The organism is Asticcacaulis sp., from assembly GCF_051956075.1.
Lineage (GTDB): Bacteria > Pseudomonadota > Alphaproteobacteria > Caulobacterales > Caulobacteraceae > Asticcacaulis.
Genome location: NZ_JBQCGA010000031.1, coordinates 25,898 through 45,989 on the forward strand (window position 1 = coordinate 25,898; position 20,092 = coordinate 45,989).

General features: G+C 63.0%; 19 protein-coding genes. 12 read left to right on the forward strand and 7 right to left on the reverse strand.

The window, feature by feature from the left end:
- Nucleotides 1-88 precede the first annotated feature (88 nt).
- Together secG and tpiA are read right to left on the reverse strand one after the other, a co-directional pair.
- The gene (secG, locus tag ACTHLA_RS08280) at nt 89-706 is read right to left on the reverse strand and encodes a preprotein translocase subunit SecG (RefSeq protein ID WP_440187201.1); all 618 of its coding nucleotides are present in this window, start codon (nt 704-706) and stop codon (nt 89-91) included.
- Between the two features lie 170 nt (nt 707-876).
- Complete coding sequence (gene tpiA / locus ACTHLA_RS08285; RefSeq protein WP_440187204.1) at nt 877-1,620, reverse strand: triose-phosphate isomerase; 744 nt, start codon at nt 1,618-1,620, stop codon at nt 877-879.
- 245 nt (nt 1,621-1,865) lie between these two features.
- Here tpiA and ACTHLA_RS08290 point away from each other — a divergent pair, with 245 nt between their 5' ends.
- Both ACTHLA_RS08290 and trpE read left to right on the forward strand, forming a co-directional pair.
- Nucleotides 1,866-3,803: a peptidyl-prolyl cis-trans isomerase gene (locus ACTHLA_RS08290; protein ID WP_440187206.1), complete on the forward strand. Its 1,938-nt coding sequence runs from the start codon at nt 1,866-1,868 to the stop codon at nt 3,801-3,803.
- Between the two features lie 5 nt (nt 3,804-3,808).
- Nucleotides 3,809-5,332: an anthranilate synthase component I gene (trpE, locus tag ACTHLA_RS08295; RefSeq protein WP_440187275.1), complete on the forward strand. Its 1,524-nt coding sequence runs from the start codon at nt 3,809-3,811 to the stop codon at nt 5,330-5,332.
- Nucleotides 5,333-5,342: 10 nt separating this feature from the next.
- Here trpE and ACTHLA_RS08300 read toward each other — a convergent pair whose 3' ends face one another.
- Entirely contained in the window at nt 5,343-5,624 is a 282-nt protein-coding gene (locus tag ACTHLA_RS08300) for a hypothetical protein (RefSeq protein ID WP_440187209.1), read from the reverse strand.
- 168 nt (nt 5,625-5,792) lie between these two features.
- On the opposite strand from ACTHLA_RS08300, the gene ACTHLA_RS08305 reads away from it, so the two are divergent.
- The 4 genes from ACTHLA_RS08305 (at nt 5,793) to lexA (ending at nt 8,984) form a co-directional block, all read left to right on the forward strand.
- The gene (locus tag ACTHLA_RS08305) at nt 5,793-6,386 is read left to right on the forward strand and encodes an anthranilate synthase component II (RefSeq protein ID WP_440187212.1); all 594 of its coding nucleotides are present in this window, start codon (nt 5,793-5,795) and stop codon (nt 6,384-6,386) included.
- The gene (trpD, locus tag ACTHLA_RS08310) at nt 6,379-7,407 is read left to right on the forward strand and encodes an anthranilate phosphoribosyltransferase (protein WP_440187215.1); all 1,029 of its coding nucleotides are present in this window, start codon (nt 6,379-6,381) and stop codon (nt 7,405-7,407) included. The genes ACTHLA_RS08305 and trpD overlap by 8 nt, the downstream gene beginning before the upstream one ends.
- Nucleotides 7,404-8,192, forward strand: coding sequence for an indole-3-glycerol phosphate synthase TrpC (trpC, locus tag ACTHLA_RS08315; RefSeq protein ID WP_440187218.1), 789 nt, complete (start codon nt 7,404-7,406; stop codon nt 8,190-8,192). Before trpD ends, trpC begins: the two co-directional genes overlap by 4 nt.
- Before the next feature lie 93 nt (nt 8,193-8,285).
- Nucleotides 8,286-8,984 (forward strand): transcriptional repressor LexA, encoded by a 699-nt coding sequence (lexA, locus tag ACTHLA_RS08320; protein WP_440187221.1) that lies wholly within the window; start codon nt 8,286-8,288, stop codon nt 8,982-8,984.
- Here the strand turns inward: lexA and ACTHLA_RS08325 are convergent.
- A complete protein-coding gene (locus ACTHLA_RS08325; protein ID WP_440187224.1) occupies nt 8,978-11,122 on the reverse strand; it encodes a ComEC/Rec2 family competence protein in 2,145 nt (714 codons plus the stop codon). The genes lexA and ACTHLA_RS08325 overlap by 7 nt on opposite strands.
- A gap of 82 nt (nt 11,123-11,204) precedes the next feature.
- Here ACTHLA_RS08325 and gltX point away from each other — a divergent pair, with 82 nt between their 5' ends.
- Together gltX and gltA are read left to right on the forward strand one after the other, a co-directional pair.
- Complete coding sequence (gene gltX, locus ACTHLA_RS08330; RefSeq protein ID WP_440187227.1) at nt 11,205-12,602, forward strand: glutamate--tRNA ligase; 1,398 nt, start codon at nt 11,205-11,207, stop codon at nt 12,600-12,602.
- 92 nt (nt 12,603-12,694) lie between these two features.
- Nucleotides 12,695-13,981: a citrate synthase gene (gene gltA / locus ACTHLA_RS08335; RefSeq protein ID WP_440187230.1), complete on the forward strand. Its 1,287-nt coding sequence runs from the start codon at nt 12,695-12,697 to the stop codon at nt 13,979-13,981.
- A 223-nt stretch (nt 13,982-14,204) separates the two neighbouring features.
- Here the strand turns inward: gltA and ACTHLA_RS08340 are convergent, their stop codons facing one another.
- Nucleotides 14,205-14,996: a thiazole synthase gene (locus ACTHLA_RS08340; RefSeq protein WP_440187233.1), complete on the reverse strand. Its 792-nt coding sequence runs from the start codon at nt 14,994-14,996 to the stop codon at nt 14,205-14,207.
- A 4-nt stretch (nt 14,997-15,000) separates the two neighbouring features.
- Nucleotides 15,001-15,198, reverse strand: coding sequence for a sulfur carrier protein ThiS (thiS, locus tag ACTHLA_RS08345; RefSeq protein WP_440187278.1), 198 nt, complete (start codon nt 15,196-15,198; stop codon nt 15,001-15,003).
- 107 nt (nt 15,199-15,305) lie between these two features.
- Here thiS and aroQ point away from each other — a divergent pair, with 107 nt between their 5' ends.
- From aroQ to ACTHLA_RS08365, 4 genes are all read left to right on the forward strand, one after another.
- A complete protein-coding gene (aroQ, locus tag ACTHLA_RS08350; RefSeq protein ID WP_440187236.1) occupies nt 15,306-15,749 on the forward strand; it encodes a type II 3-dehydroquinate dehydratase in 444 nt (147 codons plus the stop codon).
- 49 nt (nt 15,750-15,798) lie between these two features.
- Nucleotides 15,799-16,296: an acetyl-CoA carboxylase biotin carboxyl carrier protein gene (gene accB, locus ACTHLA_RS08355; protein ID WP_440187239.1), complete on the forward strand. Its 498-nt coding sequence runs from the start codon at nt 15,799-15,801 to the stop codon at nt 16,294-16,296.
- A 6-nt stretch (nt 16,297-16,302) separates the two neighbouring features.
- Complete coding sequence (gene accC / locus ACTHLA_RS08360) at nt 16,303-17,664, forward strand: acetyl-CoA carboxylase biotin carboxylase subunit (RefSeq protein ID WP_440187242.1); 1,362 nt, start codon at nt 16,303-16,305, stop codon at nt 17,662-17,664.
- A 79-nt stretch (nt 17,665-17,743) separates the two neighbouring features.
- Complete coding sequence (locus ACTHLA_RS08365; protein WP_440187245.1) at nt 17,744-18,187, forward strand: hypothetical protein; 444 nt, start codon at nt 17,744-17,746, stop codon at nt 18,185-18,187.
- A 62-nt stretch (nt 18,188-18,249) separates the two neighbouring features.
- On the opposite strand, the gene recQ is transcribed toward ACTHLA_RS08365, so the two are convergent.
- Complete coding sequence (recQ, locus tag ACTHLA_RS08370; RefSeq protein ID WP_440187248.1) at nt 18,250-20,049, reverse strand: DNA helicase RecQ; 1,800 nt, start codon at nt 20,047-20,049, stop codon at nt 18,250-18,252.
- Between the last annotated feature and the right edge of the window lie 43 nt (nt 20,050-20,092).

A 20,092-nucleotide genomic window follows, 5' to 3' on the forward strand; every position in this document is an offset into this window, starting at 1 on the left:
TAATCCCGGAATCAGTCGCTTAATATCATAACTAACCCATGAGGCGCGAACCTCATGGGTTGAAAAGGTTTAGAATTGTCAGTCGCGCCTATTGCGCGGCGGAGGATGTTGCGGACGCCGCGGGCTTTGTCGCTGCGGGCGTCTTGCTGCCGCTGGCCGCCTTGCTGGACGATGAGGTGTCCCAGATGGCGTTCTTGGCGGCCTCGACCTGCTTTTGCGACGCGCCCGACGCGGCGTTCGTCTTGGGCAGGACCACCGGGGCCGACAGTTGCGGCGTCGGACCAGCGATCTTGCCGGCGGGCGCAGCGGCAAGCGGCGCCTGAGTCGCGGCGGGCGGCGGGGCGCCCAGCGGCAGATCGCTCAGCGACGGACCGGCGGATGAGGCGCTCGACGACGCGGCGGCAGTAGAGGTCGCAGCGCCGCTGACCGGCAGGGTCAGGCCGGACGTATCCACCTGATCGACCGCCGACTTGACGCGGTTCTGCATATTGCCGACCGCCGTCAGGGCGATGCAGTTGGCGAAGAACAAGAAGGCCAGAATACCGGTCATGCGCGTCAGCAGATTACCGGCGCCGCGCGCCGACATGAAGCCCGACGGCCCGCCGCCCATGCCAAGGGCGCCGCCCTCGGACTGCTGGATGAGAATCAGCCCGCCCATGGCGAGACATATAATGATCTGGACGGTGAGCAGGATACCAAAAAGCATATCTTCGTCTTCTGTGGCCTTGAAAAGTTGCACGCCCTTAGCATCCCCGACAGCGCTTGGCCATAGGCTTATCGGAACGCATGACACATTTATGCCCGCCGCCCGCGAATACAAGGGCAAGCTAAATTATAGTGGCAAGCTAAATATAAGGGCAGGCTGACAAGAGCTTCCTAATCGGCGCCCGCCACGATGGGCATGAAGTCCTCCGCCGTCAGCGAGGCGCCGCCGACCAGGGCGCCGCTGATTCCCGGCAGGGCCAGGATCTGGCGCGCATTGTGCGGCTTGACGGAGCCGCCGTACAAAAGATGCCCGACAAAATCCGGCCCGAAACGCCGATGCAGATGCGCGCGTATCAGGGCGAACGCTTCCTCGATCTGCGCGTCCGTCGCCGCCAGCCCCGTGCCGATGGCCCAGACCGGCTCATAGGAGACATGAAACGCCGCCCTGCCCAGTTCGTCCGGCAGGCTGTCGGTGAGTTGCCGCTCCAACACCTGCCGCGTCAGTCCGCTCTGGCGCTGATCGAGCGTTTCGCCGATGCAGATGATCGGCTCCAGCCCGGCGCGCAGCGCGGCCTGCGCCTTGCGCGCCACCAGAGCGCACGGCTCCAGATGACCGTGACGACGCTCCGAGTGGCCGAGAATGACCATCTGCGCGCCCGCATCCTTCAGCATGGCGGCGGACACATCGCCGGTATAGGCGCCAGAATCGGCGTGATGGCAGTCCTGCCCGCCGAGGATGATAGCGCTGCCCGCCAAAGCTTCAGCCATCAGAGGCAGGAGCGTGGCGGGCGGAAACAGGGCGACGCGGGCATTGGGGTGGTTGCGGCTGCGCGCGGCGATGGCCTGGGCGACCGGAAGCGCGGATTTCAGTCCGTTCATCTTCCAGTTGCCCGCAATCAGGTGAGTTTGTGGCATTTATTTCCGGTGTTTGCGGCTTCTTATTCACGAAGCGAAGTCTTCTCCGTCTTCGTGCGCAAGCATAGCCCGCCGCCCCAAGCGCGGCCAAGCGGAAAAAGCCAAGAAAAGCTTGAAAGCGACAAAATCTCTTTGTAACTGCCGCATGAGCGCAGTAAGACACGGAGCGCCGTAAGACACGGCCCCGTCCGCCATCAGGCGGACTTGCGACCGCGACCGATTTGCAGGGATTTGACGCAAACTACATGATCAGCCTCCTCAGAGACTTCACCAAATCCTGGATCTTCACCGCCCTGATGGCGCTGCTGATCGCCTCCTTCGCCGTGTTCGGCCTGCGCGACGTGTTCGGCTCGGCGGGCGTCAATAATGTCGTGGTCGCAGGCGACCGCAAGGTCTCGGCGGAAGAGTTCAAGACGCAGTTCGACAATTATAAAACCCAGCAGGCGCAGCAGAATAACGGCCAGTCGATCAGCAATGACGACTTCGTCAAGTCCGGCCTCTATCTGCAGATGCTCGAGGCCGTCGCCAACCAGACGGCCTTCTCGGCCTGGCTCGACAAGCTGGGCGTCAAGGCGACGCCAAAGATGGTGGTGCAGCAGATCGCGCAGATCTCGGCGTTTTTCAATCCGGTGACCGGGCGCTTCGACAAGGACACCTATCATCAGGCCCTGGCCATGCGTCAGATGAATCAGGCGCAGTTTGAAAAAGACACCGCCGATCAATTGGCCGTGCAGCAATATAGCCAGGCTGCGCTCAGCGGCGTGCGCGCTCCGCGCATTCTGGCGGCGCTGGAAGCGGCCTATGAGCTGCAATCGCGCGACGCCCGCGTCTTCACCCTGTCGCCGAACAATGTCGCCCATCCGGCCCCGCCGAGCGACAAAGAGCTTCAGGACTACTACACATCCCGCAAGGAACAGCTTTCCCTGCCCGAACTGCGCACCGCCTCGATCGTCCGCTTCTCGGCCAGCGATTACGCCAAGTCGGTGACGGTCGCCGACGCCGACCTGAAGGCGCTGTACGACAAGGAATTGCCGACGCTTAAGACGCCGGAGACGCGCTCCTTCACCGAGATCAGCGCGCCCGACGCCGCCTCGGCCAACGCCATCGCCGCCGACCTCAAGGCGGGCAAGTCGCCCGCCGACGCCGCCAAGGCGCATAAGGGCAATGTCATTCCGTTCACCGACAAGGCCCAGTCCGACATTCCCGACGCCAAGATCGCCGCCGCCGCCTTCGCCCTGCCCAAGGGCCAGGTGTCCGGCGCCGTGCAGGGCGACCTCGGCTACGCCGTGATCCGCATGGACGACGTCAAGGGCGGCGGGACGCCCAGCTTCGACAGCGTGCGCGCCAAGCTGGCCGACGAATACCGCCAGAACAAGGCCGCCGACATGGTCAACGACCTGGTCCACAAGTTCCAGGACGCGCGCGACGCAGGCGATGATTTCACCGCCACCGCCGCCAAGCTGAACCTCAAGGTCGCGCAACTGCCGCCGATGTCCGCGCAGGGCAAGACCGGCAATCCGCAGGTCGATTATTCGCAATATCCCGACGTTGTGAAGGCGATCTTCGATCTTGGCGCGGTCGGCGCCGCATCGGACGTCACCCGCCTCGCCGATGGCGAATATTTCGCGCTGAAGCTCGACGCCATCAAACCCGCAGGTCCGCCGCCTCTGGCTGAAATCAAGCCTGAACTGACGCAGTATTACATGATGGAGAAGATGTCCGAGGCCGTGCAGAAGAAGGCCGAGGAGGCCAAGGCGCGTCTCGACAAGGGCGAGGACTTCGCCAAGGTGGCCGCCAGCTATAACGCCCCGGTGCAGACGCTGAACAGCCTCGACCGCGCCAAGGCGCGCCAGTCGAACATCCCCGACGGCCTCGCCAGCCGCATCTTCGCCGGTCAGGCGGGCGACCTGTTCCAGACTGTCGCCGACAAAAGCGGCCTCGTGTACGCCCTCGGTCGCATCGACGCCATCCATCAGGCCGACGTCGGCGCCGCCAACACCATGGCCGCCAATGCGCGCCTGCAAATGGGCCAGTTGATCAGCCGCGATGTCGCCAGCGTCACCGAAACGGCGGCGCGCGATCTGGTCAAGACCCGCACCTATCCGGCCACCGCCGCTCAGGCCTTGGGCGTCACGCCGCCCACCGCCAAGGCGGACAAGACGGACAAGAAAGCGAAGTCGTGATCGCGATGACTCTCAGCCTTAGCGAACAGGCGGGCGGCGCCTCCGAAAGCGCCTTCCGCAAGGCCTATGAGGCGGGCCAGCCCAGCCTGGTCTGCCGCAAGCTGATCGACGACCTCGAAACGCCGGTGTCCGCCTATCTGAAACTGGGGCGTACGCGCCCGTTCAGCTTCCTGTTTGAGTCGGTCGAAGGCGGCGCCCTGTCGGGGCGTTATTCGATCCTGACCCTGTCGCCCGATCTGGTCTGGCGCTGCTTTGGAGAGCGCGCAGAGATCGCCCGCGGCGACGCCATCGCCGCAGGGCGGTACACGCCGGAGTCCGAAACGACCCTGACCAGTCTGCGCGCCCTCGTCTCCGCCAATCGCATGGAGATTCCCGAAGGTCTGCCGCCGATGGCGTCCGGCCTGTTCGGCGTGTTCGGCTACGACATGATCCGGCTGATGGAGCCTCTTGGCGCGGGCAATCCCGATCCGCTCAGCTTGCCCGACGCGGTGCTGGTGCGCCCCACAGTCGTCTGCGTGTTCGACAATGTCGCGCACGAAATCCTGCTGGCCAGCGCGGTCTGGCCCGATGCGCGCCCGGCGCAGGACGCCTATAATGACGCCCATGCGCGTCTCGACGCGGTCGAAGCCGACCTGCGCGCCCCGCTCAACGCGCAACCGGCCCCGCAGGACCATCATCAGGAGCCTCTGTCGTCGCCGACCACGGCGGGCCAGTACGGCGCCATGGTCGAACGCGCGAAGGACTATATCGCGGCGGGCGACATTTTTCAGGTTGTCCCCAGCCACCGTTTCGAGGCGCCCTATCCGCTCGATCCGTTCGCCTTTTACCGGTCCTTACGCCGCCATAACCCGTCGCCCTATCTCTATTATCTCAATTTCGGCGACTTCCAGCTCGCCGGTTCGTCGCCGGAAATTCTGGTCCGCGTGCGCGACGGTAAGCTGACCATTCGCCCGATCGCCGGGACGCGCCCGCGCGGCAAGACGCCCGCCGAAGACAAGGCGCTCGAAGACGAACTGCTGGCCGATCCCAAGGAATTGTCTGAACATCTGATGCTGCTCGATCTGGGTCGCAACGATGTCGGCCGCGTCGCCAAGCCCGCCAGCGTGCGCGTGACGGAAAAGTTCATCATCGAGCGCTATTCGCACGTCATGCACATCGTCTCGAATGTCGAAGGCGACGCGCCCGAGACGCTCGACGCCGTGGACGCCCTGCTGGCCGCCCTGCCCGCCGGCACCCTGTCCGGCGCGCCCAAGGTGCGGGCGATGGAGATCATCGACGAACTGGAGACGGTCAAACGCGGCGTCGTCTATGGCGGCGGCGTCGGTTACATCTCATCCGGCGGCTCGGTCGATATCTGCATCGTGCTGCGCACCGCCCTGTTCAAGGACCGGATGATGTATGTGCAGGCGGGCGCGGGCGTCGTCGCCGACAGCGTGCCGCAAAAGGAATATGAGGAAACCTGCCACAAGGCGGGCGCCCTGATCCGCGCGGCGCAGGACGCCTGGCGCTACAGCTATCAGAGCAATTAAAGCGCGGTCTTTACCGCGTCGGCTCGCTGCCCGACGGCAGGGCTGGCGCGGATTGCGCGTCGGGAAAGGCGCTGCCGGATAGCTGGAAATCGGCCTGCGGCGCCGCCTGAACCGACGCCGCGACCGCCTTAGGCCCCGCCGACACGACAGACGCCATTAAAACCACGCTGACCAGCAAGGCCCCTGCCGCCATCAGCAGACCCAGCCCGGACGGTAAGGCTTTTTCGCCCTGCAACAGAGTCTGCGCGGCCAGCAGGCGTTGATCAGGCTGATGTGGTTGGGAGGCGTCCATAAGCGTTCTTGGCGACGGTTGGCTTTAATATCCGCCAGACGGTAGGCTGGTATGGTTAATGAAAATTTACAGTCTGCGCCGCGCTTCCCGCCTAATTGCCGCGCGCGCCATCTTGCCGCTTGGAAAATCGGACATATGTCCGTAATGAGGGCGTAACGGGAGGCCGACATGATCCTGGTCATCGACAATTACGACAGCTTTACCTACAACCTCGTCCATTATCTGGCCGAGCTGGGCGCCGAAACGAAGGTTTATCGCAACGATGCGCTCAGCGTGCAGGACGCGCTGGCCCTGGCGCCGAAAGCCATCCTGCTGTCGCCCGGACCGTGCGCGCCCGATCAGGCGGGCATCTGCCTGCCGCTCTTACGCGCCGCGCCCGAAGACATGCCGATCCTCGGCGTCTGCCTCGGTCATCAGTCCATCGGTCAGGCCTATGGCGGCGACGTGATCCGCGCCAAGACCCTGATGCACGGCAAGACCTCGCCGATCCATCACAGCGACAAGGGCCTGTTCAGGGACATGCCCAATCCGTTCACCGCCACGCGCTATCACTCTCTGGCCGTCAAGCGCGAAACCCTGCCCGCCGAGCTGGAGGTCACCGCCTGGACCGAGGACGGCGAGATCATGGGCCTGCAACACCGCACGCGCCCGATCCACGGCGTGCAGTTCCATCCCGAATCCATCGCCACCGAAGGCGGGCATCAATTGCTGGCCAACTTCCTCGAACTGGCGGGCGTGAAATCGCAAAACCTCTATGTCTGACGCTTTCAAACCTTTGCTGGCCAAGCTGGCCGAGGGCGCGACGCTGAACGAAGCCGACGCCGAAGCCTTTTTCGCCGCCTGCCTGCGCGGCGAACCGACCCCGGCGCAGGTCGCCGCCGCCGTCACTGCCATCCGCCTGCGTGGCGAAACGGTCGGCGAACTGGCCGCCTGCGCGCGCGCCATGCGCAAGGCCGCCATCCATCTCGATCATCCGTTTCAGGTCATCGACGTGTGCGGCACCGGCGGCGACGGCCTGCATACGCTGAACATCTCCACCGCCGTCGGTTTCGTGGCGGCGGGCGGCGGCCTCAAGGTCGCCAAGCACGGCAACCGCGCCATCACCTCCAAATCCGGCACGGCGGACGTGCTGGCGGCGCTCGGCGTCAATCTGGAGCCGACGCAGGCGCAGCAGCTTGAGGCGCTGAAGACAGCGGGCATCTGCTTTATGTTCGCGCAGGCGCATCACGGCGCCATGCGCCACGTCTCGCCGATCCGCCAGCAACTCGGCTTTCGCACCATTTTCAACCTGCTCGGTCCTTTGAGCAATCCGGCGGGCGCGCAGCGTCAGGTGGTCGGCGTGCCCTCGATCCGTTTCGTCGAGCCGATCGCGCAGGCGCTGGGCCAGCTCGGCGCGCAAAAAGCCTGGGTCGTGCATGGTTCCGGTCTCGACGAACTGACCACGACCGGCGAAACCGAGGTCGCCGAATGGCGCGACGGCTTTGTTCGCCTGTTCAGAATCACGCCGGAAGCCGTCGGCCTGCCGCGCGCGGCGCTGGCCGACATCATCGGCGGCGCGCCGGAGCATAACGCCGCCGAACTGGCGGCCCTGCTCGACGGTAAGACCGGCCCCTATCGCGACATCGTGCTGCTGAACGCCGCCGCCGCCTTTCTGGTCGGCGACAAGGTCGAGACCCTACGCGACGGCATCGACCTCGCCGCTCATGTGATTGACTCAGGGGCGGCGCGGGTGGCTCTGGACACCCTAATTCGGACAACCGCGCCCATTGAGAGCCAAAAATGAGCGATATTCTGGAAAAAATCGCGATTTATAGGCGTGAAGAGGTCGCCGCTCGCAAAGCGTCCGACGCCGATCTCGACGCGCGCCTCAAAACCGCCTCAGCGCCGCGCGGCTTCATGCGCGCGCTAAAGCGCGACCAAAAACCCGGCAACCTGTCTCTGATCGCCGAAATCAAGAAGGCCTCTCCGTCCAAGGGCTTGATTCGCGAAGACTTTGACCCGCCAAGCCTGGCCCGCGCCTACGCTGCGGGCGGCGCAAGCTGCCTGTCCATCCTGACCGACGCGCCGAGCTTTATGGGCCATGAATCGTTTTTCGAATCGGCCAGAGCCGCTGTCGATCTACCCTGTATCCGCAAGGAATTTCTGGTCGATGTCTGGCAGGTCGCCGAATCGCGCGCCCTGGGCGCCGATGCAATTCTGGTCATCATGGCGATGATCGACGATGCCCTGGCCGCCGACCTGATCGACGCCGCGCATGATCTTGGCATGGATGCGCTTGTTGAGGTCCACGATCGCAATGAGATGGACCGCGCCCTGCGCCTGAAATCTCCGCTCATCGGTATAAACAACAGAAACCTCAGAACTTTCGAGGTCAACCTCGCCACGACCGAAGACCTGTCCGGTAGGGTGGGTAGTGAGCATGTTCTGGTCGCCGAAAGCGGCATTTTCACACCGGACGACGTCGCACGGTGCGCCAAAACCGGCGCAACCGCCATGCTGGTCGGCGAAAGCCTGATGCGGCAAGCCGATGTGACGCAGGCGACGAAAAAACTTTTGTCGTTAGCTTGACATTAACAAGAACACATATAGAACATCATTCGTAGGTTCATGACTTGTTCCGCGCAACCTGTGGGGTGGCCGGGCGATGCGAAGGATGTCCTGATGCTGACGACCAAACAACGCGAACTCCTGATGTTCATTCACGAACGCATCAAGGAGACGGGCGTATCGCCCTCGTTCGATGAAATGAAGGAGGCGCTGGATCTGGCCTCCAAGTCGGGCATTCACCGCCTGATCACGGCGTTGGAGGAGCGCGGCTTTATCCGCCGCCTCGCCCACCGCGCCCGCGCCCTTGAAGTCATCAAGCTGCCAGATCAGGCGACCGCCTCAGCCCCGCCGCGCGGGCGTCAGGCCTTTGTGCCACAGGTGGTTGAAGGCGTCAAACCCGCCGAGGCGCCGCGCGCGGTCAATGACGATGCGCGCGAACTGCCGCTGCTGGGCAAGATCGCGGCGGGCGTGCCGATCGAAGCCATGGGTCAGGAACGCGACCGCCTGTCGGTCCCGGAGGCTATGCTTGGCGCTGGCGAGCATTATCTGCTTGAAATCGAAGGCGATTCAATGATCAACGCCGGGATTTTGAACGGTGACTATGTGGTGATCCGCAAGACCGACACGGCGCAGTCCGGCGAGATTGTCGTCGCCCTCGTCGATGATGCGACCGCGACGCTGAAACGCCTGCGCCGCAAGGGCGCGTCGATTGCGCTCGAAGCCGCCAATCCGGCCTATAAGACGCAGATTTACAACGACGGTCAGGTGAAGATTCAGGGCCGTCTCGTCGGCCTGATGCGCCGCTATCACTGATCGGCGTCCGCGTCCGATCTGATGGACCAGTAACGATGACCTCGCAAAGGCTGGGCGGCCCTGATCGCCCAGCCTTTTGGCTGTCGCGTCAGTTCCATAGCGCCGAGACGCCGGAAATCTCCGGCGCTGATGCGGTTGACGCTGGCGCATGCGGCGGGCCAGTCCGCCATCGGATTGCGCAGCACCACCAGATCGCTGGCCTGACACAAGGCCTCGAACACGGCTGGCTTTGGCGGCTTGTTGGAAAACCAGAATCCGACGCGATAGGGCGAGGTCGCTTTCGGAAGGCAAGCATAGCCTTTGCAAGAAAAATAGCGATCGCGCAGGTCGGCGTTCACGTTCAGATTATAGCGCTGTGTCCAAAGCTGAAAACCATATTGCCGCACCTTCGGACGCAGCACGAAAGCCTGGCCGCCAATCCGCACCGCCGCATTGCCGCCCGCCGGGTCGATCCAGATATCGCTGACCGGCGCGCGCGGCCACCACAGGATCGCGCTGGCCAGAACCAGACCCAGCCAACGCAGCCTTCCCTTGATTAAACACACCCAAAAGACGCCCAGGGTCGCCAGCGGCAGAACGATCTCCGGCGCGGATGGCCAGCCAATGACGGCATGCGGCCATCCGGCGGTGATGGCGGCGATCTGGCGTAACAGCGATAATCCGCCAGCGGCGACGTTCAGCAGCGGCTGCCCGAGCGGCGTCGCCGACAAGGCGGTCCCCAGCGCCAGAAACGGCATGACGATAAAGGCCGTGACCGGGGACTCGAACAGATTGGACGCCAGACCGTAAACGGAAAAGCGGTTGAAATAGGCGATAGCGAAGGGTGTCGTGGCGGTGGTGGCGACCAGAGACGCCAGAATGGACAGCCAGACGGCCTGCATCGCTGACTGAACGGCCCGCACCCAGGCCGGGACGCTGATCTCGCGAATGGGCGCGCGCCAGCCTTCAGCCAGCGCCAGCAAAGCCGCCGTGGCGCTGAACGACATCAGAAAGCCGGGCTGGATCACCGCCTCCGGCGTCAGGGCGATGACCACAAACGCCGCCATGGCTAGCGCGCGCAACGACAAGGCTCTACGATCCACAAGAATGGCGCCGAACGCAACGCAGGCGACGACCGCTGAACGCACCGCGGGCGCGGGCGCGCCGGAAATCGCCAGATATACAAGTACGAACACGACGCCCAACGCCGCCGCGATCTTCTTGATCGGAAAACGCAGCGCCAGCGGCGGAATTGACGCCATCAGCCAGCGCAGACCGAAAAAGACAAAGCCGCCGACCACCGCCATATGCACGCCGGAGATCGACAGGATATGCGCCAGCCCCGATGCGCGCATATCATTGATCAGAGTCTGCGGCACAAAGGCTTGCTGCCCTGTCACCAGAGCCGCCGCAAAACCGCCCAGTTCGCCGTCATCGCGCCAGACGTCGCGAATATCGGCGACCAGTTTTTGTGTAATCCACCAGCGCAGCCGATTGAGTTTTAAAATACAAGTGAGCTTGAAACTCACTCCGGGCGCAGCGGTTTTCGACACAGCCCTCGGCGCAAAGCCCGCCCCGCCGATACCCTGGAACCAAGCCGCCTGTGCAAAATCATAACCGCCTGGCAGGGACGGCGACGGCGGCGGGTTCAGAATAGCGAAAACGGAAATGGCGTCGCCCGGTCGGACCTGCGCCGCCTCGATCGCGCCGGTCCTCAGGGACACCCGCAGCCGAAGCGGCGTGCGCTCCGCCGCCACGCCGTCCATCCGAATCGGCGCCAGCAACAAACGCGGCGCCTCACGCGACGGCGAAATATTATCGACGACGAAGGCGGTCAGCCGGTATGTCGTGCGGTCCGGGTTCAGAACCGGCGCCGCCACATGGTCGGCGCGCAGCTTGGCGACCATCAGCCCCAGAGCGCACAGCAACAAGAGCGTCAGCACCGCGCTTAGCCAGCCCGGCGCCAGCCAACGCTGGCGCGCCCCCACCATCAGCAGCAATACACCGCACGACGCCGCGCATAACCACCAGACCGGTTCGTTCGGCAGGGCGAAGTACAAAGCCGCGCCCGCCCCAAACGCCACCGGCCCCCACAGGAACAGGCGTCCGCTCTGTTGCGCCCACGCCGATTGAACGGCCCGCCATATCGCTGATTTCATCCCCCCGCCCATGTTTAGGACTTGGTTGCGCGCCCCCGGCGCTATATGACGCAGACCAAACCGTAATCTGAGCTACATGACCATGTCCGATACGCCTTCGCAAGTCGTCACCCGTTTCGCGCCCTCGCCCACCGGCTTCCTGCACATCGGCGGCGCGCGCACCGCCCTGTTCAACTGGCTCTATGCCCGCCACACCGGCGGCAAATTTCTGATCCGCATTGAGGACACCGATCGCGCGCGTTCGACGAAAGAGGCCGTGGACGCCATTTTTCAGGGTCTCGACTGGCTGGGCCTGCACGGCGATGGCGAAGTCGTGTTCCAGCATACGCGTGAGCAACACCATAAGGACGTCGTGGCGGAACTTCTGGCCAAGGGCTGCGCCTACGCCTGCTTCATGACGCCGGAGGAAACTGAGGCCGCGCGTGAACAGGCGCGCGCCGATGGCCACGCTCTGCGTTCGCCGTGGCGCGACCGGACGCCATCCGCTGAGGAGATGCAGAAACCGCACGTCATCCGCTTTAAAGGCCCACTGAATGAGCCGCTGATCATTCGTGACGCGGTGCAAGGCGAGGTCGCTTTCAATACGAAAGACATGGACGATCTGATTCTGCTGCGGTCTGACGGCGCGCCAACCTACAATCTGGCCGTGGTCGTGGACGATCACGATATGGGCGTCACGCACGTCATTCGCGGCGACGACCACCTCAACAACGCCGCGCGCCAGACCCTGATCTATCAGGCGCTGGACTGGCGCACGCCGACCTTCGCGCATATCCCATTGATCCACGGCCCCGATGGCGCCAAGCTCAGCAAGCGCCACGGCGCGCAGGCGGTCGGCGATTACGAAGATCTTGGCTACCTGCCCGAAGCCATGCGCAACTATCTGGCCCGCCTCGGCTGGTCGCACGGCGACGACGAGATTTTCGACGACACCCAGGCGATAAGCTGGTTCGACGTTGCGGACATCAACAAGGCCCCCGCCCGCCTCGACTTCGCCAAACTGGGCAGCGTCAACGCCCACTGGATTCGCGTCTGCGAACCGGAACGCCTGACCCGCCTCGTCGCGCAGCGGCTACAGATCACGGATGCGGTGCAGCTTGAAACCTTGGCTCGCGCCCTGCCCTTGGTGCGCGAACGCGCCCAGACACTGGCGCAGCTTGGTGATCTGGTGCAGTTCGCATTGGCGAAAGGACCGTTCGCACTCGACGACAAAACAAAAAATCTGCTGACCGATGAAACCGTAGCGCGCCTGCGCCGACTTCACGAAAATGTGTTGACGTGGAAAGACTGGAGCGCCGGGACCATAGACGCAGATTTGAAAAACTTTGTTGAAAATGAAGGCATTGGCTTTGGAAAGATCGGTCCCGTGCTGCGTGGCCTGCTGTCCGCAGGTCATCCGGCGCCAGACATTTCCAGTGTTTTGGCCAGCCTCGGGCGCGAAGAAAGCCTGACGCGCCTGCAACAGGGCCTTTTCAATTAGGCCGCAGCTTTATATAGAGGCGCGACGCTGATTTAAGTTGCGCCGCAAAAACCCCGGTTGGGGTTTCACTATAATTTTTTGAGGCACGCGTAATGACCCAGACTACTGCGAATTTGACATTGGGCGACAAGGCGGTTGACCTGCCCGTTCTGAAGGGGACGCTCGGTCCCGACGTCGTCGATATCCGCAAGCTTTATGGCGCCACCGACGCCTTCACCTACGATCCGGGCTTCACCTCGACCGCCTCGTGCGAGAGCAAGATCACCTATATCGACGGCGACGCCGGCGTGCTTTTGCACCGCGGCTACCCGATCGGCGAACTGGCCGCCAAGTCGAACTTCCTCGAAGTCTGCTACCTGCTGCTGCACGGCGAACTGCCCAAGGCGGCGGAATACGAAGAATTTGAGGGCACGATCACGCGCCACACCATGCTGCACGAGCAGTTTGACAAATTCTTCTCCGGCTTCCGTCGCGACGCTCACCCGATGGCCGTCATGACCGGCGCGGTCGGCGCCCTGTCGGCCTTCTATCACGACAGCCTCGACATCCACGATCTGAAGCAGCGCGAAATCTCGGCGCACCGCCTGATCGCCAAGATGCCGACCATCGCCGCGCGCGCCTTCAAGTACAATCTGGGTCAGCCCTTCGTGCATCCGCTGAACAAGTTGTCCTATTCGGAAAACTTCCTGCGCATGTGCTTCGCGGTTCCGGCTGAGGAGTATGAAGTCAACCCTGTGCTGGCCCGCGCCATGGACCGAATCTTCATCCTGCACGCCGATCACGAACAGAACGCCTCGACCTCGACCGTCCGCCTGGCAGGTTCGTCGGGCGCCAACCCGTTCGCCTGTATCGCCGCGGGCATCGCCTGCCTGTGGGGTCCGTCGCACGGCGGCGCCAATGAAGAAGCGCTCAATATGCTGAAGGAAATCGGCACACCGGAGCGCATTCCGGAATTCATCGAAGGCGTGAAGGCGCGCAAGTACAAGCTGATGGGCTTCGGCCACCGCGTGTATAAGAATTACGATCCGCGCGCGACCGTCATGAAGCAGTCGGCGGACGAGGTTCTGGCCGCCGTCGGCGATCCGAACGATCCCCTGTTCCAGGTGGCCAAGGAACTGGAAAAGATCGCGCTGAACGATGAGTACTTCATCGAGCGCAAGCTGTTCCCGAATGTCGATTTCTATTCCGGCATCACCCTGTCGGCCATGGGCTTCCCGACCACCATGTTCACCGTGCTGTTCGCTCTGGCGCGCACGGTCGGCTGGATCGCCCAGTGGAAGGAAATGATCGAGGATCCTTCGCAGAAGATCGGTCGCCCGCGCCAGCTCTACACCGGCGCAGCGCAGCGCGAATTTGTGCCGCTGTCGCAACGCGGCTAAGATCGTTTCGATCCAAAAGCAAAGCCCGCTCTGGTTTGTCAGAGCGGGCTTTTTTTATGGCCACGAAAGGGAACCGCGCGATCCGATTATTATTGAACTACGGAAACCACGGAAAGCACGGACAAGAAAGGATGCGCGAAGCGCGTCATTTTCGGGATGTCATCCACAACAGGACGACAGGCTTTTCGTCCGTGCTTTCCGCGTTTTCCGTGGTTCAAACCTCTTAAATCAACCCCGCCAGCGGTGAAGACGGATCGGCGTAGAGTTTGCGTTGCATCCGTCCGGCCAGATAGGCTTCACGTCCGGCGATGACGGCGTGCTTCATGGCGCGGGCCATACGGATCGGGTCTTTGGCCTCGGCGATGGCGGTGTTCATCAGCACTGCGTCGCAGCCCAGCTCCATCGCCTCGGCGGCTTCCGAAGCCGTGCCGACGCCCGCATCGACCAGAACCGGCACCTTGGCGTTTTCGATAATGATGCGCAGGGTGACGGGGTTCTGAATCCCCAGCCCCGACCCGATCGGCGCCGCCAGCGGCATGATCGCCGCCGCGCCCGCCTCCTCCAGCTTGCGCGCATAGACCGGATCGTCGGAGCAATAGACCATGACGTCGAATCCGTCGCTGACCAGCAGCTTCAACGCCCGCAGCGTCTCCTCCATGTCGGGATAGAGGGTCTTGGGATCGGACAAAACCTCCAGCTTGACGAGGTTCCAGCCGCCCGCCTCGCGCGCCAGCCGCAAGGTGCGCACCGCGTCCTCGCCGGTGAAACAGCCCGCCGTATTGGGCAGGTAGGCGAAGCGGTCCGGTTTGACGAAGTCCATCAGCATCGGCTGGCTGGGGTCGGAGATGTTGACGCGGCGCACGGCTACGGTGACAATCTCAGCGCCCGAAGCCTCGGCGGCGGCGGCGTTCTGGGCGTAATCCTTGTATTTGCCGGTGCCGACGATCAGCCGCGACTGGAAGGTGCGGCCCGCCACGGACCATGTGTCTTGAGCAATGTGCGATTGATCGTCCACGGGCTTAACCTCCACCCACAAATTGTACAATTTCCAGCCGGTCGCCCTCATCGACGGCGGTGCCCAGCCAGGTCGAACGCGGCGCAATTTCGAGATTCTTTTCGACCGCCACCTTACGGCCATCGAGACCGATTTCCTCAATCAGGGCCGCCAGATTGCGCGCCTCGACCTCGCGCGCCTCGCCATTCAAGCGAATTTTCACCATATTTGCGCCCGTCTCAGCAAAAAAGACGCACTGACAGCGCTTGCATGCTTGTGGCGCCTGGTGTCAGGCGGTACAAGATCGGCTTCGCTGTCCGTGCAGGTTTCATGAAGCCCATATATGTCCTCAATGGCCCCAACCTCAACCTTCTTGGGGTGCGTGAGCCGGAAATTTATGGCTATGACACGCTGGCCGATATCGAATCGCGCTGCGCTGCGCTGCTGGAAGACGCCGGACATAGCCTCGTCTTCCGCCAGAGCAATCATGAAGGCCAGTTGATTGACTGGATTCAGGAAGCGCGCACCGAATCGGCGGCGCTGATCATCAATCCCGCCGGCTACAGCCACACCTCGGTGGCCTTGCTCGATGCGCTCAAGGCTTTGAGCGTCCCCATCATCGAGTGCCACCTTTCCAATCCCCAGACCCGCGAGCCCTTCCGCCATCACTCATATGTGTCATTGGCGGCGAAAGGGATTATTGCGGGATTTGGCGCCTTTGGCTATGAACTGGCCATCCGCGCCGCTCTGGCCCTGCTGAAACCCGCAGGTTGAGAAAAATCAGAGGCTTAACGAACTCAACCGCGTTGCTCAAGGTTAAGACATGACGACTCCCAAATCCGCCGCTTCCGAACCGATCGACCCCAAGCTGGTCCGCAAGCTGGCCGATATTCTCAAAGAAACCGAACTTACGGAAATCGAGGTCGAGCAAGGCGATCTTAAGATTCGCGTCGCGCGCCAGTTGACCGCTGCGGCCGCCGTCTCCTATGCGCCCGTCGCCGCGCCTGCGCCGGTTGCGGCTCCCGCGCCTGTCGCTGCGCCGTCCGCTGACGCGCCCGCCGCAGCGACCCCTGCGCCCGCCGCCGCCAAGGACGCGGTCAAGTCGCCCATGGTCGGCACCTGCTATCTGTCGCCGCAGCCCGGCTCGCCAGCCTTCGTCAAGGTCGGCGACAAGGTCAAGCAAGGCCAGACCCTGCTGATCATCGAAGCCATGAAGACGATGAACCCGATCCCATCGCCGCGCGACGGCGTCGTGGCGCAGATTCTGGTCAGCGACGCCCAGCCGGTCGAGTTCGGCGAAGCCCTGATCGCGTTCGAGTAAGGTTTCATGACCAAGTCCTTTGACAAGATCCTGATCGCCAACCGCGGCGAGATCGCGCTGCGCGTCATCCGCGCCGCCAAGGAAATGGGCATCGCCACGGTCGCGGTCCATTCCGAAGCCGACCGTAACGCCCTGCACGTTCATCTGGCCGACGAAAGCGTCTGCATCGGACCGGCGGCGGCGTCCAAATCCTATCTCAACATTCCCTCGATCATCGCTGCGGCCGAAATCACCGGCGCTCAAGCGGTCCATCCGGGCTACGGCTTCCTGTCGGAGAATGCGCGTTTCGCCGAAATCGTCGAAGCGCACGGCCTGAGCTTTATCGGCCCTAAGCCCGAACATATCCGCATGATGGGCGACAAGATCACCGCCAAGCAGGCCGCCAAGGATTCCGGCATTCCGGTCGTTCCGGGTTCGGACGGTGGCGTCGCCACGCTGGAAGAGGCGATGGCGGCGGCGGAGACCATCGGCTTTCCCGTGCTGATCAAGGCGGCGGCGGGCGGCGGCGGACGCGGCATGAAGGTCGCCAAGACCAGGGATGACCTCAACGAAGCCTTCCTGAGCGCTCAGACCGAAGCCGCCGCCGCGTTCGGCGACGGCACGGTCTATATGGAGCGTTATCTCCAGAAGCCGCGCCACATTGAAATCCAGGTCATCGCCGACAGCCACGGCAATGTCGTCCACTTGGGCGAACGCGACTGCTCTTTGCAGCGCCGTCACCAGAAGGTGCTGGAGGAAGCGCCTTCGCCGGTCATTGACGACGCGGCGCGCGACAAGATCGGCATGATTGTCGTCAACGCGATCAAAAAGATCGGCTATCTCGGCGTCGGCACCATCGAGTTCCTGTATGAAGACGGCGAATTCTTCTTCATCGAGATGAACACCCGCCTGCAGGTCGAGCATCCGGTGACCGAATACATCACCGAAACCGATCTGGTGCGCGAACAGATCCGCATCGCCGAAGGCCACCCGCTGTCCTTTACGCAGAAGGATATTCAGTTCAAGGGCCACGCCATTGAGGTGCGCATCAACGCCGAAAACGCGCGCACCTTCACGCCGTCGCCCGGCACGGTCACCGACTTCCACGCGCCCGGCGGCCTCGGCGTGCGCATGGATTCGGCCATGTATAACGGCTATGCGATTCCGCCCTATTACGACTCGCTGATTGGCAAGCTGATCGTTCACGGCCGCGACCGCCCCGAAGCGCTGGCGCGTCTGAAGCGCTCGCTGGAGGAGACGGTCGTGTCCGGCATCGACACCACCATCCCTTTGTTCCTCGACCTGTTGCAGGAAAAGGACATCCAGACCGGCGACTACAATATTCACTGGCTGGAAAACTGGATCAAGGCGCAGACGCCGCAAGCCTGACCAAACCGATGAAAAAGCCTTGCCGAGCGCAAGGCTTTTTCTTTTTGCGTCAAGGGTCCATTCGATATACTATAACGCCATGAAAGCGCTTGCCGTCCCCACCAGCCTCGCCCTCGCCGCCGCCTTAATGGTCGCTGGCGTCGCACATGCCGGACCCAGCGACTACGCCTACAAGACCTCGACCCTGCACAATGTCGTCATCAGCGAATACGGCAAAAAGCCTGCGCCGTCCGGTTTGTTGCGCACCTGGCTGAGGATCGGCGTGACGGAAAATCACCTGGCCAGTCTCGACGTCTATCTGAACTATCAGGGCGAGGCGCAAAAACTGCCGCCGCTGGGCGCGACCTGTGACATCGTCTATCACATGGGCTGGATCGAGGGTTATTTCAAACCGCTGCAAAGCGCGGCGGATCGCGACCGCGTCATCGACGATTTCACCTGCAAGCCGGACGCGAAGCGCGCTGTAAAAAGCAGTCTGCGCGCTAACGCCGCCTTCTTTAAACGCAATCGCATTACAACCTGATCAAACCACAGTCAGATTTGCACACGGCGCTTTGATCCAGTTGTGCAGGGCTCGCCTCCGCCTCATCGTTCAGACGCCGCAATCACCGCCAGAAACGCCGCTCCATACCGTTCCAGCTTCGCTTCTCCGACGCCCGGCACGCTCGCCATATCTTCGCGCGTTGCAGGACGGCGGCTGGCCAGTTCAATCAACGTCTTATCGTGGAAGATGACATAGGGCGGGACGCCCTGTTCGCGGGCCAGTTCGACGCGTTTACTGCGCAGGGCTTCAAACAGGGCCTGATCGGCGGCGGGGATGGCGGAAGCCGCCTGCTGGCGGGCGGCCTTGCGGGTTCTGACGCGTTTGGCTGAGGGCGCGCGCAGGTGCAGCGGCGGTTTCTGACGCAGAAAGTCGCGGCCTGCGGGCGCGATCGACAGGCCGCCATGACCGGCCAGATCGACCTCGATCAGGCGCAGGGCGATTAGTTGCCGCAGAATCGCCCGCCATGTGCGACTGTCGTGTTCGGTCCCGATGCCGAAGGTGGAAATCTGATCGTGGCCGAAGCCTCGGATGCGCTCATTGTCCGCCCCGAGCAGCACATCGACAATATAGGCCTGCCCGAAACGCTCGCCGGTGCGGTAGATGCAGGACAGGGCCTTTTGCGCAGCAATGGCGCCGTCGAACAGTTCAGGCGGATCGGCGCAGGTGTCGCAATGGCCGCACGGCGCGCTTTGGTCGCCGAAATAGGCCAGCAGCGCCTGACGGCGGCAGCCCGCTGTCTCGGCCAGACCCAGCAGGGCGTCGAGTTTCTGGCGCTCCATGCGTTTGCGCGCGTCAGGCGCGTCGGACTGCTCGATAAAGCGGCTGCGCAGGGCTATGTCTTCGGAGCCGTAGAGCATCAGCGCCTCAGACGGCAGGCCGTCGCGTCCGGCCCGGCCCGTCTCCTGATAATAGGCCTCGATGCTGCCCGGCAGGTCGAGATGGACGACGAAGCGCACGTCCGGCTTGTCGATGCCCATTCCGAAGGCGATGGTGGCGACCATGATCACCGCCTCGCCGTGCTGAAAGCGCGTCTGATTCGCTTCGCGCGCCGACTTGTCCATGCCCGCGTGGTAGGCGAGCGCCTCATAGCCCTGATCACGCAGCCAGGCGGCGGTCTCCTCGGTCTTGCGCTTTGACAGGCAATAGACGATGCCGCTTTCGCCGTTGTGCTTATTGAGAAATGACTTGAGCTGGACGCGCGGATTGTCCTTTTCTTCAATGGCATAATAAATATTCGGCCGGTCGAAACCGGCGATGAAGGCGTCGTCTTGTCTTATGGCGAGATGCGCCAGAATCTCCGCGCGCGTTGGCGCGTCCGCCGTCGCGGTCAGGGCCATGCGCGGCGTATCGGGAAAGCGCTGAACCAGCGCGTCGAGTTGGCGATAGGACGGTCGGAAATCGTGCCCCCACTGTGACAGGCAGTGAGCCTCGTCGATGGCGATCAGCGAGAGCTGCGCCTGCGACAGCCGCTCCAGCACATCGTCGCGCAGCAGAGTTTCGGGCGCGGCGTAGAGCAGATCGAGCGCGCCATTTTCGACGTCGCGCCACAGGGCCTGGCGCGCCTCGCCCGACAGATCGGAATTGAGCGCCGCCGCCCGAACGCCCGCCTGCCGCAGGGCTGCGACCTGATCGGCCATCAGGGCCAGCAGCGGCGACACGACCAGCCCCATGCCGGGACGAACAATGGCCGGAATCTGGTAGCACAAAGACTTGCCGCCCCCGGTCGGCATCAGCACGAAGGCGTTATGACCGGCGATGACATGCTCGACGATGTGCGCCTGCGGGCCGCGAAAGGCGTCATAGCCGTAAACTGTTTTCAGAACGTCGAGGGCTGAGGTCATTAAGGCTTTCTGGCGGTTTATGAGGAAATATGGTCTGAGTGTC